General features: G+C 34.2%; 15 protein-coding genes. 7 read left to right on the top strand and 8 right to left on the bottom strand.

Features of this window, described 5'->3' with window-relative positions; translation table 11 throughout:
* Window positions 1–166: 166 nt before the first annotated feature.
* The 3 genes from AAC069_RS08665 (at window position 167) to AAC069_RS08655 (ending at window position 1,476) form a co-directional block, all read left to right on the top strand.
* Window positions 167–472 (top strand): GIY-YIG nuclease family protein, encoded by a 306-nt coding sequence (locus tag AAC069_RS08665; RefSeq protein ID WP_339920077.1) that lies wholly within the window; start codon window positions 167–169, stop codon window positions 470–472.
* 383 nt (window positions 473–855) lie between these two features.
* Complete coding sequence (locus AAC069_RS08660) at window positions 856–1,272, top strand: thiol-disulfide oxidoreductase DCC family protein (protein WP_339920076.1); 417 nt, start codon at window positions 856–858, stop codon at window positions 1,270–1,272.
* 75 nt (window positions 1,273–1,347) lie between these two features.
* On the top strand, window positions 1,348–1,476 hold the full coding sequence (locus AAC069_RS08655) for a hypothetical protein (protein ID WP_339920075.1): 129 nt from the start codon (window positions 1,348–1,350) through the stop codon (window positions 1,474–1,476).
* Between the two features lie 238 nt (window positions 1,477–1,714).
* Here the strand turns inward: AAC069_RS08655 and ettA are convergent, their stop codons facing one another.
* Genes ettA through holA form a run of 3 tightly spaced genes read right to left on the bottom strand, consistent with a single transcriptional unit; the run spans window position 1,715 to window position 4,686 of the window.
* Entirely contained in the window at window positions 1,715–3,409 is a 1,695-nt protein-coding gene (gene ettA / locus AAC069_RS08650; RefSeq protein WP_339920074.1) for an energy-dependent translational throttle protein EttA, read from the bottom strand.
* Between the two features lie 44 nt (window positions 3,410–3,453).
* A complete protein-coding gene (locus AAC069_RS08645; RefSeq protein ID WP_339920073.1) occupies window positions 3,454–3,636 on the bottom strand; it encodes a CAL67264 family membrane protein in 183 nt (60 codons plus the stop codon).
* Between the two features lie 45 nt (window positions 3,637–3,681).
* Window positions 3,682–4,686: a DNA polymerase III subunit delta gene (gene holA / locus AAC069_RS08640; protein WP_339920072.1), complete on the bottom strand. Its 1,005-nt coding sequence runs from the start codon at window positions 4,684–4,686 to the stop codon at window positions 3,682–3,684.
* Between the two features lie 95 nt (window positions 4,687–4,781).
* Between holA and AAC069_RS08635 the strand changes: the two genes are divergently transcribed.
* The 3 genes from AAC069_RS08635 (at window position 4,782) to AAC069_RS08625 (ending at window position 7,129) form a co-directional block, all read left to right on the top strand.
* Window positions 4,782–5,228 (top strand): type I restriction enzyme HsdR N-terminal domain-containing protein, encoded by a 447-nt coding sequence (locus AAC069_RS08635; RefSeq protein ID WP_339920071.1) that lies wholly within the window; start codon window positions 4,782–4,784, stop codon window positions 5,226–5,228.
* A gap of 9 nt (window positions 5,229–5,237) precedes the next feature.
* On the top strand, window positions 5,238–6,224 hold the full coding sequence (locus AAC069_RS08630) for a glycosyltransferase family 2 protein (RefSeq protein ID WP_339920070.1): 987 nt from the start codon (window positions 5,238–5,240) through the stop codon (window positions 6,222–6,224).
* A 71-nt stretch (window positions 6,225–6,295) separates the two neighbouring features.
* On the top strand, window positions 6,296–7,129 hold the full coding sequence (locus AAC069_RS08625) for an OmpA family protein (RefSeq protein WP_339920069.1): 834 nt from the start codon (window positions 6,296–6,298) through the stop codon (window positions 7,127–7,129).
* A gap of 251 nt (window positions 7,130–7,380) precedes the next feature.
* On the opposite strand, the gene AAC069_RS08620 is transcribed toward AAC069_RS08625, so the two are convergent.
* The 3 genes from AAC069_RS08620 to AAC069_RS08610 all read right to left on the bottom strand — a co-directional run bounded on the left by AAC069_RS08620 (window position 7,381) and on the right by AAC069_RS08610 (window position 11,360).
* The gene (locus tag AAC069_RS08620; RefSeq protein ID WP_091088391.1) at window positions 7,381–8,001 is read right to left on the bottom strand and encodes an L-threonylcarbamoyladenylate synthase; all 621 of its coding nucleotides are present in this window, start codon (window positions 7,999–8,001) and stop codon (window positions 7,381–7,383) included.
* Between the two features lie 77 nt (window positions 8,002–8,078).
* Window positions 8,079–10,412: a UvrD-helicase domain-containing protein gene (locus tag AAC069_RS08615; protein ID WP_339920068.1), complete on the bottom strand. Its 2,334-nt coding sequence runs from the start codon at window positions 10,410–10,412 to the stop codon at window positions 8,079–8,081.
* A gap of 180 nt (window positions 10,413–10,592) precedes the next feature.
* Complete coding sequence (locus AAC069_RS08610) at window positions 10,593–11,360, bottom strand: TSUP family transporter (protein ID WP_339920067.1); 768 nt, start codon at window positions 11,358–11,360, stop codon at window positions 10,593–10,595.
* Window positions 11,361–11,498: 138 nt separating this feature from the next.
* Here AAC069_RS08610 and AAC069_RS08605 point away from each other — a divergent pair, with 138 nt between their 5' ends.
* Window positions 11,499–12,020, top strand: a complete 522-nt coding sequence (locus AAC069_RS08605; protein ID WP_339920066.1) for a hypothetical protein — start codon at window positions 11,499–11,501, stop codon at window positions 12,018–12,020.
* 3 nt (window positions 12,021–12,023) lie between these two features.
* Here the strand turns inward: AAC069_RS08605 and AAC069_RS08600 are convergent, their stop codons facing one another.
* Window positions 12,024–12,923, bottom strand: a complete 900-nt coding sequence (locus tag AAC069_RS08600) for a patatin-like phospholipase family protein (RefSeq protein ID WP_339920065.1) — start codon at window positions 12,921–12,923, stop codon at window positions 12,024–12,026.
* A 72-nt stretch (window positions 12,924–12,995) separates the two neighbouring features.
* Window positions 12,996–15,068, bottom strand: coding sequence for a M1 family metallopeptidase (locus AAC069_RS08595; RefSeq protein ID WP_339920064.1), 2,073 nt, complete (start codon window positions 15,066–15,068; stop codon window positions 12,996–12,998).
* Window positions 15,069–15,093 lie beyond the last annotated feature (25 nt).

Genomic DNA, 15,093 nt, shown 5'->3' with positions numbered 1-15,093 from the left:
ATCACACTAAAATAAGCTGGGAAAGAGAATCAAGCATATTGAGACTGAATACTGGATTAGATAGCTTCGCGTTCCTCGCAATGACTTAGTGTTAATTAGATGAAGGTACTCATTCCTCAGAACGAATTTGTAAATAAATAATTATATTAGTGGTAAAAAAAAATAAATGAAACCAGGGTTTATATATATTATTACAAATATTAACCAGACAGTTGTTTATATTGGTGTTACCTCAAATCTTCCACAGAGGATAATTGATCATAAAAACAAAAGAGATCCAAAATCATTTTCTGCGCGTTACAATTTAAATATTTTAGTTTATTACGAACAATTTCAATGGATTGGTGATGCAATAGCTCGAGAAAAACAAATTAAAGCTGGTTCTAGAAAATCTAAAAATAATTTAATCCGTTCTACAAACCCAACTTGGAATGATTTATTTGAAGAAATTAAAGATATCATGACCGAATGAAAATATAAAAAAATATAAACGACAAAGAATGTCATCGCAAGGAACGTAGCAATAACGCTAAAACACATCAACAAAGTGTGTAAACCTATTGAAACGGCTATACAGGATGAGATAGCTTCGTTCCTCGATATGACTTAGGCAATGGATTTTGATCACGCTATAATACTTCGACAAACTGAATAAAGAATATTGAAACGGCCATACTGGATGAGATAGCTTCGTTCTTCGCAATGACTTAGGCAATGGATTTTGATCACGCTAAAATAGGTCGGCAAACTGAATAAAGCATATTGAAACAGCTATACTGGATGAGATAGCTTCGTTCCTTGCCATGACCCAAACATCCCAAATAGTAATTTTAATCCTATTCATCTCATAAAAAAATGGAGAAGCTACCTAAAGACAAAAAAATAATCCTCTTTGACGGCGTCTGTAATTTGTGCAATTCGGCGGTACAATTTATCATAAAACACGATAAAAAGGACGCATTTAGATTTGTTGCACTGCAATCCGATTTAGGTCTGGAAATTTGCAAACATATTGGCGTAGATCAAAAAAGTATGGACAGCATAATACTCTACGAGCCTGGAATTGCCTATTACTACAAATCAGAAGCTGCTTTAGAAATTGCCTCCCAACTTGGTTCATTTTATAGTTTGTTAGCCATTTTTAAAATTTTACCAGCCAAATTCAGTAACTTTATATACGATTGGATTGCCAGAAACAGATACAAATGGTTTGGTAAAAAAGAAAGCTGCATGATTCCTACACCAGAATTAAAATCAAAATTCTTACCCTAAAACTCCATTTACTGATTTTTATCATATTGTTTCACTGACAAAATTTATATTTTTGAATTTTAAAATAAAATATACATGAAAAATACAGCACTTATTACTTGGGATAGCGGTTCTATAATTATTGTTTTCGTCTTTGGTTTCGTATGCCTGGCTTTGGTGGCTACAGTCTTACTGTTAATGAACGGCGACAAGAAAAAGAAATAAAATCAGACCCATTTCTTAATCCTTTCAGAATACATAAGTAGTCATTATTTAATGTCTACTTTTCTTGTACTCATTACTGCTGGGTTATCTTGTCTTGAATTAGCAGTAGCAATTCCAAAATAGAACATTATATTACAGATAACGTTGCTTCAACAGCAATACTTAACTACAATTACTTTAACGCAAAAAAGGATGACGTAAATCGACATCCTTTTTGTTATTGTATCAAAAACTAAAATTAACCTCTGATTAGTTTTCTGTATTTCAAACGTTTTGGAGTTAAATCTCCACCTAAACGCTTTTTCTTATTTTCTTCGTATTCAGAGAAACCACCTTCAAAATAATACACATCAGAATTTCCTTCAAAGGCAAGAATGTGTGTACAAATTCTATCTAAGAACCATCTGTCGTGAGAAATTACTACTGCACAACCGGCAAAGTTATCCAGACCTTCTTCTAAAGCACGTAGCGTATTAATATCCAAGTCATTGGTAGGCTCATCCAGTAATAAAACGTTACCTTCTTCTTTCAAAGTCATAGCAAGGTGTAAACGGTTACGCTCACCACCTGATAACGTTGAAACTTTTTTATTTTGATCACTTCCTCCAAAGTTGAAACGACTTAAATAAGCACGAGAATTTACTTGACGGCCACCCATCATAATTAATTCTTGACCATCACAGAAGTTTTCCCAAATAGATTTGTCAGGGTTTATATTAGAGTGCGCTTGATCGACATAGGCAATCTTAACAGTGTCACCAATCTCAAATTCACCTGCATCTGGTTTTTCTTCTCCCATTATCATTCTGAAAATAGTAGATTTACCAGCACCATTAGGTCCGATAATTCCAACGATTCCAGCTTGTGGTAAAGTGAAATTTAAATTATCATATAATAATTTATCTCCATAAGCTTTAGAAACCCCTTTCGCCTCGATAACATTAGTACCTAAACGCGGTCCATTAGGAATGTAAATTTCTAATTTTTCGTCTAATGCTTTTTGATCTTCATTAAGCATTTTATCATAGTTCTGTAAACGTGCTTTTTGTTTCGTTTGACGTCCTTTAGCACCTTGACGAACCCAGTCCAACTCACGTTCTAAGTTTTTTCTACGTTTAGAAGCTACTTTTTCTTCAAGTGCCATTCTGCTTGATTTTTGATCTAACCAAGAAGAATAGTTTCCTTTCCATGGAATACCTTCTCCTCTATCTAACTCTAAAATCCAACCCGCTACATTATCCAAGAAGTATCTATCGTGCGTTACTGCGATAACTGTTCCTGCATATTGAGCTAAATGTTGCTCTAACCATAATACACTTTCTGCATCCAAGTGATTGGTAGGTTCATCAAGAAGCAATACATCCGGTTGTTGCAATAACAAACGACATAAAGCAACACGACGACGTTCCCCTCCAGAAAGGTTCTTTATAGGAGTATCTGCATCTGGAGTACGTAAAGCATCCATTGCAATTTCTAATTTTGTATCAATTTCCCAAGCACCTAATGCATCAATTTTGTCTTGTAACAAAGCTTGACGGTCCATTAGTTTCTCCATTTTATCTGCATCTTCATACACTTCTGGAAGACCAAAACTATCATTGATTTGGTTAAATTCCTCTAGTACAGCCATTGTTTCAGCAACACCTTCACGAACAATTTCGATAACGGTTTTACTGTCATCAAGGATTGGTTCTTGCTCTAAATAACCCACAGTATAACCTGGTGCAAAAACAACATCTCCCTGATAGTTTTTATCCGTACCAGCAATAATTTTTAATAAAGAAGATTTTCCAGATCCATTAAGACCTAAAATACCAATTTTTGCTCCATAAAAGAAACTCAAATAGATATTTTTAAGAACGGGTTTATCTGCTCCTTGATAGGTTTTACTCAATTTTGACATTGAGAATATTACTTTCTTATCGTCTGCCATTTTTTATTATTTTTAATTTAAAATTCAATATTTAAAACATTTTTTTAAAGTCTCCCTTTGAGTGAGCTAAAAACCCACGCATTTGCTAAGAACCCAACGCCAACAGCAGCAAATCCCCATCCGGAAACATCGCTGTATCTAAAAGCGCCAAGACCTATTAAGAGTAAACCCATTACTATCATTATAAAAGTAGCCCATCCTAAGACGGTATTTTTATTCATTCCCATAATTAAAGCCTGTTTTTTAAAGTGCAAATATCGTGAATTTAACTGCTAATTGAATATATTATATAGCATTTCTCGTAACAAGTCGGAATTTGACATCGAACTCGCCCCTACTCCTTTGCTTTTTACGTCGATATCACGCAAGGAAGCTACAATTTGACTTACCTTTTTCATAGGGTAATTTTTAAGCGCCACATCATATTCTTTTAGGAAAAAAGGATTTACCCCAATTACTGCTGCGACATTTTTTGGATTTTGGTCTTTGAGTCCGTGGTATTTTAATAATTGGATAAAAAAACCAAAAACCAGACTTGTGGTAACCACCATTGGGTTCTCTTTTGGATTGTTTGCGAAATTTTCAGCAATTGTGTATGCTTTAAGTTGGTTCCTTTCTCCTATTGCTTTGCGAAGCTCAAACACATTAAAGTCTTTACTGAATCCAATATTTTCTTCAATGTCTTTAGGAGTAATTATACTTCCTTTGGGTAGTATAATTTGTAGCTTCTCTAGTTCATTATTAATTTTACCCAAGTTAGTCCCAAGAAATTCCACAAGCATTGCGTTAGCTTTGGGTTCAATGGTATATTTTTTACTAGCTAATATGCGTTTTATCCAATCGCCAACCTGGTTCTCATATAATTTTTTGCTTTCATAAACCAAACCATTTTTCCCCAGTACCTTAGTTACTTTTTTACGTTTATCTAATGTCTTGTATTTGTAACAAATCACTAATACGGTAGAAGGCATTGGGTTTTCGGCATAGCTTTCCAACTTATCAATAGTACGGCTCAAATCTTGTGCTTCTTTTACAATCACTACCTGACGTTCCGCCATCATTGGATAACGTTTAGCTGTAGAAATAATATCTTCAACAGAAACATCCCTACCGTACAAAACGGTTTGATTGAATCCTTTTTCCTCTTCAGACAAGACATTTTTTTCAATATAGTCTGATACGATATCAATATAGTACGGCTCTTCACCCATCAAAAAATAAATCGGTTTGATGTTCCCGCTTTTTATATCATTCAGAATTTTTATAACCTCGTCCATTTATTTTGTTGGTTTAACGGTTTAAGGTTTAAGGTTTGCTGCATCTTGCACAACTTTAAACCTTAAACTTTAAACTAAATAACTATTTTTGCTTTATGCAAAAGCTCAATTTCTCTACTTATCCTTTTCGATTCAAAAATAGCGAAAATAAAGTGTCTATTTTTGACGAAATCAGGAAAAAATTTATCATTCTCACACCAGAGGAATGGGTTCGTCAGCATGTCGTCCGGTTTTTATTGGAAGAAAAAAAATACCCAAAATCCCTAATTAACGTAGAAAAAGTTCTAAAAGTCAACGGATTACGAAAAAGATATGACGTAGTAGTCTTTAACTCGGATGGCTCAATATGCGTCTTAATCGAATGTAAAGCTCCCGAAATAAAAATAGGCCAAGCTACGTTTGACCAAGTTGCCCGTTACAATATGACGATGAATGCGGAGTATTTGATGGTAACCAATGGAATGAATCATTACTTTTGCCAAATGGATTTTGAAAATGAGAAATACCAATTTCTATCCGAACTCCCTGAATACAGTATCTAAATAATCAAAATGAATATAGCAGTCGTTATCCTAAATTGGAATGGTGTACAATTATTAGAGCAATTTTTACCTTCGATAATAGCATTTTCTCCAGAAGCCACTATTTATGTAGCAGATAATGCCTCTACAGATGAGTCCATCTCTTTTGTAGAAAAGCACTACCCAACAATAAAAATCGTAAAAAACACCGATAATTTTGGTTTTGCACAGGGGTATAATGAAGCACTGAAACATATTGACGCCGAAATATATGCTTTGGTAAATTCTGACATAGAAGTTACAGCAAACTGGCTATCTCCTATTATAGATACTTTTAAGAACGAACCGCAAACTGCTATTGTACAACCTAAAATATTAGATTTTAAAAATAAAAAGTACTTTGAATATGCTGGCGCAGCAGGTGGTTACATCGATAAATTTGGCTATCCCTATTGTCGAGGCCGTCTTTTTGAAACCGTTGAGGAAGACAAAGGCCAATATGACAATGAAAGAGAAATTTTCTGGGCTTCAGGAGCTTGTTTTTTCATCAGAAGCTATGTTTATAAAGAACTTCATGGGTTTGACGATGATTTTTTTGCACATCAGGAGGAAATTGATCTCTGCTGGCGTGCTATAAATAAGGGATATACTATAAAGTATAATTATAAATCAGTGGTGTATCATGTGGGTGGAGCTACCTTAAAACAGGGTAATCCAAAGAAAACCTATTTAAACTTCAGAAATTCATTACTAATGTTAACCAAAAACGTTCCCAAGGAAAGTTTGTATGCAGTTCTATTTAGTCGAATGATTTTAGATGGAATTGCGGGATTACAATTTATTTTTCAAGGAAAATTTTCGCATTTTTCAGCCATTCTAAAAGCCCATTATTCTTTTTATACTTTATTTTCAATAACTTACAAGAAAAGAGGTGGTTTTCAGACAAAAAAGTACTACAATATCAAAAGCATCGTTTACCAATATTATGTAATTTGTGGCAAGGTATTTGCGAACTGATTTTAACATTAAATTGTATATTTTATTAACTATTTTAAAACTATTTTTGTAATTCACTAAACATTAAATTTATGAAAAAAATTGTAATTGCCTTATCCGTATTAGCCCTTTTAACGTCTTGTGTTTCTAAAAAGAAATACACTGATCTAGAGGCGAGAAACAAGGAAACTCAAGATTTACTAAACAGTTGTACTGTGAAATTAAATTCTTGCTTAGAAGAGAAAGCGGGTCTAACAGCTACAGTTGCTGGTTTAAAAGACCACAACCAAACGTTGATCAGCACTTCAAAAGATATGACTGTATTAACTACTAAAGGTGCAGAAAATATTGAAAAAGCATTAGAGTCTATTAAAGAAAAAGATTTGAAAATTACAAGAATGCAAGATGCGTTAACTAAAAAAGACAGTGTTACACTTGCTTTAGTTACAAGTCTAAAAAGATCAGTTGGATTTAACGATCCAGATATCGAAATTAATGTTGAAAAAGGAGTTGTATTTATCTCAATTGCTGATAAATTGTTATTCAAAAGCGGTAGCTATAATGTAACTGATAAAGCAAAAGGAGTTTTAGCTAAAGTTGCAAAAGTAGTAAATGACAAACCAGATTTCGAATGTATGGTTGAAGGTCATACTGATAGCGTACCTTACATTGGTAACAACATATTACTTGACAACTGGGATTTAAGTGTGAAACGTTCTACATCAATTATTCGTGTATTAACGAATGAATTAGGTGTTAACCCAGCACAATTAATCGCTGCAGGTAGAAGTTCTTACATTCCGTTAGTAGCAAATGATTCTGCTGATAACAGAGCTCGTAACAGAAGAACTCGTATCGTTGTATTGCCAAAAATTGATCAATTCTACGAAATGATTGAAAAAGAAATGAAAAACCAAAAACAATAGTTTTAAATTTCATAATGTAGTTTGTGAATTCAAAGTACAGAAACATAAAAACGTTCCGAATTTCGGAACGTTTTTTTTTATGCTGCTTTTTTAAAAAGAAAAAGCAGGCCAATTGGCCTGCTCCCATGTATCCTTAAAATTTTTTTAATAACCAATTAAATATTAATTAAGAATAACATATCGTTATTTTTATGCAAATATATAAATTAAACAAATACAATCACTGGCTTATTATCTGACTAAGATGCTATTTATAGAATATCTAAACTTCCTTTTCCTTCACGAATCACCTCCGGTTCATCTCCCGATAAATCAATTATCGTAGAGCCCACATTATCACCATACCCACCATCAATCACCATATCAACCAGATTCTGCCATTTTTCAAAAATAAGTTCTGGATCGGTGGTATATTCAATCACATCATCATCATCTCGAATGGATGTAGAAACAATAGGATTCCCTAATTGACGAACGATTTCCAAAGCGATGGAATTATCGGGAACACGTATTCCAACTGTAGTTTTCTTTTTGAATTCTTTAGGTAAATTATTATTCCCCGGTAAGATAAAAGTATACGGTCCAGGTAAAGCTCTTTTTAAGAGTTTAAAAGTCGCTGTGTCTATTTGTCGTACGTAATCAGATATATTGCTTAAATCGTAGCAAATGAATGAAAAATTAGCTTTATCCAGCTTGATCCCTTTTATCTTAGCAATACGTTCCAAAGCCTTCGTATTTGTAATATCGCAACCCAACCCATACACTGTATCCGTTGGATAAATAACTAAACCACCGTCTTTTAAAACCTTAACTACTTTGGCTATTGCCGCTTCGTTGGGTTTATCAGGGTATATTTTTATAAATTGAGCCATTTTTATTTTTTGTTTAAAGTTTTAAAAATGTAAAGTTTAAAGTTCGTCATATCGGCAACTTTAAAATTAAACAAATTTTATCCGATTATATCCAATTTCGCAAATCGTAATAATAATTTTTTTATACCGCCAACATCAAATTTGATCTCTGCTTTTTTATCAGCTCCAACTCCATCTATGTTTAATACTTCCCCTTTTCCAAAACGCTCGTGCATCACAATATTTCCGGCAACCAATTTATTGTCAAACAAATTAGCACCTCCTGACACCGATTTTCCGGCTACAGGCTTCAATTTACGAATATTTATTTCAGGATTCACTACGTTTCCTTTGATTTGTGGTGGAGGCGTTCCATTAGCCGGTTTAGCCAAACGCAATTTTGATTTATCCACATCTCCAAAAATATCACTATCAATCATCGGTTTGTATCGATAATTATTTTCTGCAGGAGTTAGATATTCTAAATATTGTCCGTCAATTTCTTCAATAAAACGAGAAGGCTCACTATCTGTCAATTTACCCCAACGGTAGCGTGATTGTGCATAGGTTAAATAGGCTTGATGCTCTGCACGTGTTAACGCCACATAGAACAAACGACGTTCTTCCTCAAGCTCACTTCTGGTACTCATACTCATCGCACTTGGAAACAGGTCTTCTTCCATTCCCACAACAAAAACATGAGGAAACTCTAGTCCTTTGGCTAAATGTATCGTCATCAATGCGACACGGTCTTCGTCACTAGTATCTTTGTCTAAATCTGTCGCTAGAGCCACATCTTCCATGAATTCAGATAAGGCACCACGAGCGCCATCAATTTCTTTTTGCCCTTCGGTAAAGTCCTTGATTCCGTTTAATAACTCTTCTATATTCTGTATTTTAGCCATCCCTTCCGGTGTGGCATCTTTCTTTAATTCCTGAACTAATCCTGTTTTTTTAGATACATGATCCGTTAAATAGAAAGCATCTTGATTTTCATTTATCACCTGAAAACTTTGAATCATGGTAACAAAATCTAGTAGTTTTTGTTTGGTTCCCGAGTTCAGTTTTAAGTCAATTTTATCGATATTCTGCATTACTTCAAAAATCGATCTTTTATAGTGATTAGCAGCTACCATTAATTTTTCGACCGTGGTATTTCCTATACCTCGTGCCGGATAATTAATCACGCGCATCAATGCTTCTTCGTCTTTTGGATTAATTACCAAACGCAAATAACACAACACATCTTTTATTTCTTTTCTTTGGTAAAAAGATAAACCTCCATAAATTCGGTACGGAATATCTCTTTTTCTCAGTGCATCTTCCATCGCACGGGATTGTGCATTGGTACGGTATAAGATTGCAAAATCACCATTGTTCATTTGGTTTTGCATCTTTTGTTCGAAAATCGTTCCAGCAACAAAACGACCTTCTTCAGCATCCGTCATACTGCGGTGTACTTTTATTTTCGGACCAAAATCATTGGCCGTCCAAACGATTTTATCCAGTTTAGTTTTATTCTTATCGATAATCGTATTCGCCGCTTCCACAATATTCTTTGTCGAACGGTAATTCTGTTCCAGACGAAAGGTCTTAACCCCTTCATAATCCTTCTGGAAGTTCAAGATGTTATTGATATTAGCTCCACGAAACGCATAAATACTTTGCGCATCATCACCAACCACGCAAATATTTTGGAACTTATCCGATAATGCTCTAACAATTAAATACTGAGAATGATTCGTATCTTGGTACTCATCCACTAAAATATAACGGAAACGGTTTTGGTATTTCGCTAGAACTTCCGGAAAACGAGTTAATAGTTCATTGGTTTTTAATAATAAATCATCAAAATCCATCGCTCCGGACTTGAAACATTTATCTACATAATTTTGGTATAATTCCCCCATACGAGGTTTTTTGGACATTGCATCCGCTTCCTGCAAATCACGATCATTGAAATACGCCTTTACGGTAATCAAACTATTTTTAAAGTTGGAAATCCTACCTAAAACCTGTTTGGGTTTATAAACATCTCTATCTAACTGCATTTCTTTGATAATTCCAGAAATAGCACGGAGCGAATCCTGAGAATCGTAAATCGTAAAATTAGAAGGATATCCTAACAAATGTGCTTCCGATCGCAAAATTCTGGCAAACACAGAGTGAAACGTTCCCATCCAAAGATTCTTAGCTTCACTAGACCCTACAATATCAGAAATACGCTTTTTCATTTCACGTGCTGCCTTATTGGTAAAAGTCAGCGACAAAATACTAAATGCGTCCACTCCCTGATTCATCAAATAGGCAATACGTATCGTCAAAACACGTGTTTTTCCTGAACCGGCACCAGCGATAATAATCATTGGACCGTCTTTTTGTAATACGGGTTCGCGTTGTGCTTCGTTAAGTTGGGAAATGTATTTTTGCATGGAAATTATCTATTTATGCAAAAATAAGAATTTAAGAATTAAAAAACAGATTTCATTTCTTATGATTGAACTAGAAAAATCAAAATTCAGACGTGACTATCCAATCCCTATCTAAAAAATTTGAAACAAGAAATATATAATGTTAAGTTAGAAAGTGTTTGTGTTGAAAAACGGTTTATTTTATATAAAAAACACATCGTAAGCAAACCGAATTAATGTCGCTACCACAACTACTAAAAAGAATATTCGGATGAATCCGTTTCCTTTCGTAATTGCCACTTTTGCTCCTAGCCATCCACCAGCGGCATTACTAGCCGCCATTGGCAAAGCAATTGCCCAAATGATTTTTCCCTTTATCATAAACAGACATATAGAACCAAAATTAGTCGCAAGATTCACCATTTTAGCATTTGCGGAAGCGTGAAGAAAATCAAATCCCATTAAAGCAATAAAGGCCACTACAAAAAAACTACCTGCGCCTGGACCAATAAATCCATCATAAAAACCAACAATAAAGCTAATCATTATAGCATTAAATATTTGCGTTCGATTAGAAAGGTTTTTAGCAATATGTTGCCCGAAATTTTTCTTTGCATAAGTATAAATGGCTAATAACGAAAGAATAAACAGTAACAATGGCTTCATAAAATCATTACTCATATAGGTGAGTAAATTAGAACCCAAAAAGGCTGAAGGAATTGCTACAGCTACCATAATTATCAACAACCGCCAATTCATCGTGACCTTTTTCAGGTATTGGTACGCTGCAAATGAAGTCCCACTGAAAGCTGGTATTTTTAAGGTTCCAATAACAGTTGCAACTGGTAAATTAGGTAGTAATATTAAACCTGCCGGAGTCTGAATCAAACCGCCTCCTCCAACAACTGCATCGATAAACCCCGCAGCAAAAGCAGCTACGCAAAGCAAAACAATAATGTATGTTTCCATTTATATTCCCAATTCAGCCAGCGAAAAATGCAGCTATATATTTTTTACAAAAATAGTACTAGCCATTGTAAATTGCACTATAAATAAGGAGTAATTAAATCAAAAAGTATATTTTTGCTTGACAAAATTTAAATCAACATGAGTTCTATAAATATCATCGAAATATTAGCTTACACTATTCCATCATTAATTACTGGCGCTGTTGCCTACTATTTATTTGATGCTCATTTTAAAGATCAACAAAACAACAGACGTTGGTTGTTGCAAAAAGACAATCAGTCTGCAATGCTTCCATTACGTTTACAAGCTTATGAACGCATGACCTTGTTGATGGAGCGCATTAATCCTTCTCAATTGATAGTGAGAATTAACCCTCTTTCACAAGACAAAGATGAATACCGCAATTTTGTAATTGCGCAGATCGAACAAGAGTTTGAACATAATTTAGCTCAACAAATCTATATTTCAGAAAAATGCTGGTCAATTATCGTTACTGCCAAAAATGCAACCATCCAAATAATCCGTTTGGCTGCTAAAAACGAAAAAGTGATCAATGCTGATGGTTTGCGCGAAGCCGTTATCAGTGATTTATTGGATAAACCATCACCAAGTAGTGCCGCATTAGCCTTTATCAAAAATGAAGTGGGAGAATTGTGGTAAAAATCAAATTCTATCGTTGATACCTTTACTTTTATTTTGCGCAAAATTAAATCCCTTTTTCCACCACTCTTTCATTTTAGTTTTATTAAATATTAAAGCATTATGGGTTAATTCTACTGGGGTATAGTATATATTTAGTTTTACGTTATTGTCAGAAGCTGAGAGGATTCCTAACAATAGATCGTGTTTTTCAATTTGGTCTAAGGCAATTCTAAACAAATCAATCAGCAGTGAAAACGGGTTTTTACCAATAACAATTTTACCAATTGTTTTTTCTGTTTCCAAGACGACGACATCAATCTCGGTCGCACCACGAAGAATGGCTTCTTGAATTGGAACTAAACTAGAAAAGCCTCCATCGCCATATTCAAAACCATTTCTAAGAGCCAAGCTCATAAAGGGAATATAATTGCTTGAAATCCAAATCCAATCGCAAAATTCATCATAAGTGCAATCATGAATTGATTTATATTCCGCTTGGTTTTTGGAAAGATTCGTAACGGTAATTACAATGTCAGCTTTTAATGTCTTTAGTTGCTCAAACTCTTCAATAGCAAAACTTTCTTTGATATATTTTAACAATTTTTTACTTTCGCCGAATGTCCTTCTTCTCCTCAAAAATTGTTTTATTACATTGAAATGATTGATTGAGACAACATGAATACCATTTCTATTTTTGACAACAAATGGATTGACGTCAAAAATTTTACTCATGCTAACTTCTGTAAAAACACTGTAAATTTTGTCAATCTTCCCCAATGCTAAATGTGGAATCAGTAAACTTCCAGTTGAAGTCCCAATGAAAAGATCATATTTGTTATTTTGTTTTTCTAATAGATATTGGGCAACACCTCCAGCAAATGCCCCTTTACTGCCTCCTCCAGAAATCACTAATGCTCTCATAGAATCAATTTTTTAATACAAAATAACAATTGAAAAACTTACTTCATACCGTAATCCTATCCAATTTACCACCTAAATGTACAATTCTTTTAACAGTCGATTTAACTGAAACTGCTCTTTTTCATCTAATTGAGGTAAAATTCGTTCAAACGAAAGCACCATCTCCTTATCTTTCAATAATTTTCTGATGGTGTCTCTTCCAAATTTTGAAAACTGCCACATGTGATGTGTCGTAGCATTTACCAAATTCTTTAAAACAGCATCATTGATAAGTTGAAAAGCGATAAGTTTTTCTAATGCTTTTTGACGTGTTATAGCCTCATAATTGGGTGATGAATAATTGATCAGCTCTGTTATCAGAGCTGTTTTGTCCGCTTCATATTCTGGAGTAGATAGCGCCTGTGACAACCATAATGTTCTTACATTATAGTCGCTAAAACCAATCCAGTTTTTAGATAGTTCCAAGTAAACAGAACGTTGTTCTGGAAAATTATTCCATAAATAAAACAAAGCTATTTCCTGCGTCTGATACGATTTATCGCTTAATAAACTTTCATATTGAATCCTGAAATCCTCGGGGATTTTTGAATTTGTATTGGCAACAGCCTGACGAACTTGGACATTATTAGTAGCTAAAGCCAACTCCAAGAGCTTCTTTTTAGCTTCAAATTTTTCATTTTTTAGCTGATTAACAACTGCTTCTTTTGGAGCGTAATAAGCATCTGATTGAAGAATCTCTTCCATAAATCCAGCTTTCTCTGAAAGTGGTTTTTTCTTAATTTTATCCAATTCAAGTAATAACTGAGTAGTTTTATTTTTACTAAGTAACTCATTGACTGTCTTTGTATCAAACACAGTAGACTCAAGCCATACTTTACTAAATTTAGCGGTATCAAAATCAGACACTTTATTCACTTCGTCAAAGAAATTCTGCGTTTTAACACTTTGAAAAGAATATTTATCCAAGTAACTACGTACCGCTTTTTTAAATGCTTTATCTCCTATTGCTTCATGGAGAGCAAACAGGGTCCAAGCACCTTTTTGATAAAAACTTAAAGAACTTGCTTTTTCATTCAAAACCGGAATTGTATCCGTTCTGGATGCATATTTAATTTGCTGTGCTGTTTCGTATAATTTCGAGTAGAAATAATCATCTCCATAAATTTCTCGTTCTGCAAGTAAAGCATAGTAAGTCGCAAAGCCTTCTTGTAGCCAATGGTGTTTTCCGCTTTCGGCTGTGATTAAATCTCCAAACCACTGATGCGCCAGCTCGTGTGCATTGACATTAGTATAATTACGATCTTCAAAACCAGTGGTATCAACTACATAACGACTGGAAAATAAGGTTGCGGACGTATTTTCCATTCCGGCATATAGAAAATCACGAACCGGAATTTGCTTATATACTTTCCAAGGATACTTCACTCCTATTTCTTTCTCCAAAAAATCAAACATTCGAACAGAATAACGGTAAGTAGGTTCGTACCTATCCGTATCCTTAGTTTCCAGATATAATTCTAATTCAGTTCCGCATTTTGTTTTCTCAGTACGCTGATCAAATTTACCGATGGCAAGCATCAACAGATAAGAACTCATGGGTTTTTCCATTCTATATTCCCAGAGAGTCATGTTGTTGTTCGTCGTTTTCTTAGTCAATATTCCATTAGAAATCGCCTGATACTCTTGACTAAAAGCCAGTTCTATATTAAAAATCACTTTTTCATTTACATCATCAAAACTCGGAAACCAATTACTGGTATACTTCCCTTGACCTTGAGTCCAGATTTGCAAATCATCGTCCCTTTCAGAACCTACGAAATATAAAGCCTGCTTAGGTATGGCTGCATATCCAAAACTAATTTCATTTCTACCTTTTTTAAACGGATATATAATTTGTAATTGCTTCTCTGTATTTATAAACGGCACCGGCTTATCATTGAGCTTTACTTCTGTAAAACTCATGTTTTGTGCGTCTATTTTTATAGTATCAATAGGTTTTAATACCTCCAACCAATAATGTAACGAACCCGCAACAGATTTCTCTTTTGCATCTAAAGTCAATTGACCAGAAACCAATTTAAAATCAACAAATCTTGTCTGTTGGGCGAAAGCTAGCGAAGAGATTAAAATAAACAGGTATTTCATTCAAGAAAATTTAATTAAGTAAAAG

The sequence above is a fragment of the uncultured Flavobacterium sp. genome (assembly GCF_963974175.1).
Taxonomy (GTDB): Bacteria; Bacteroidota; Bacteroidia; order Flavobacteriales; family Flavobacteriaceae; genus Flavobacterium.
This window is presented reverse-complemented; position numbering and strand designations above follow the sequence as displayed.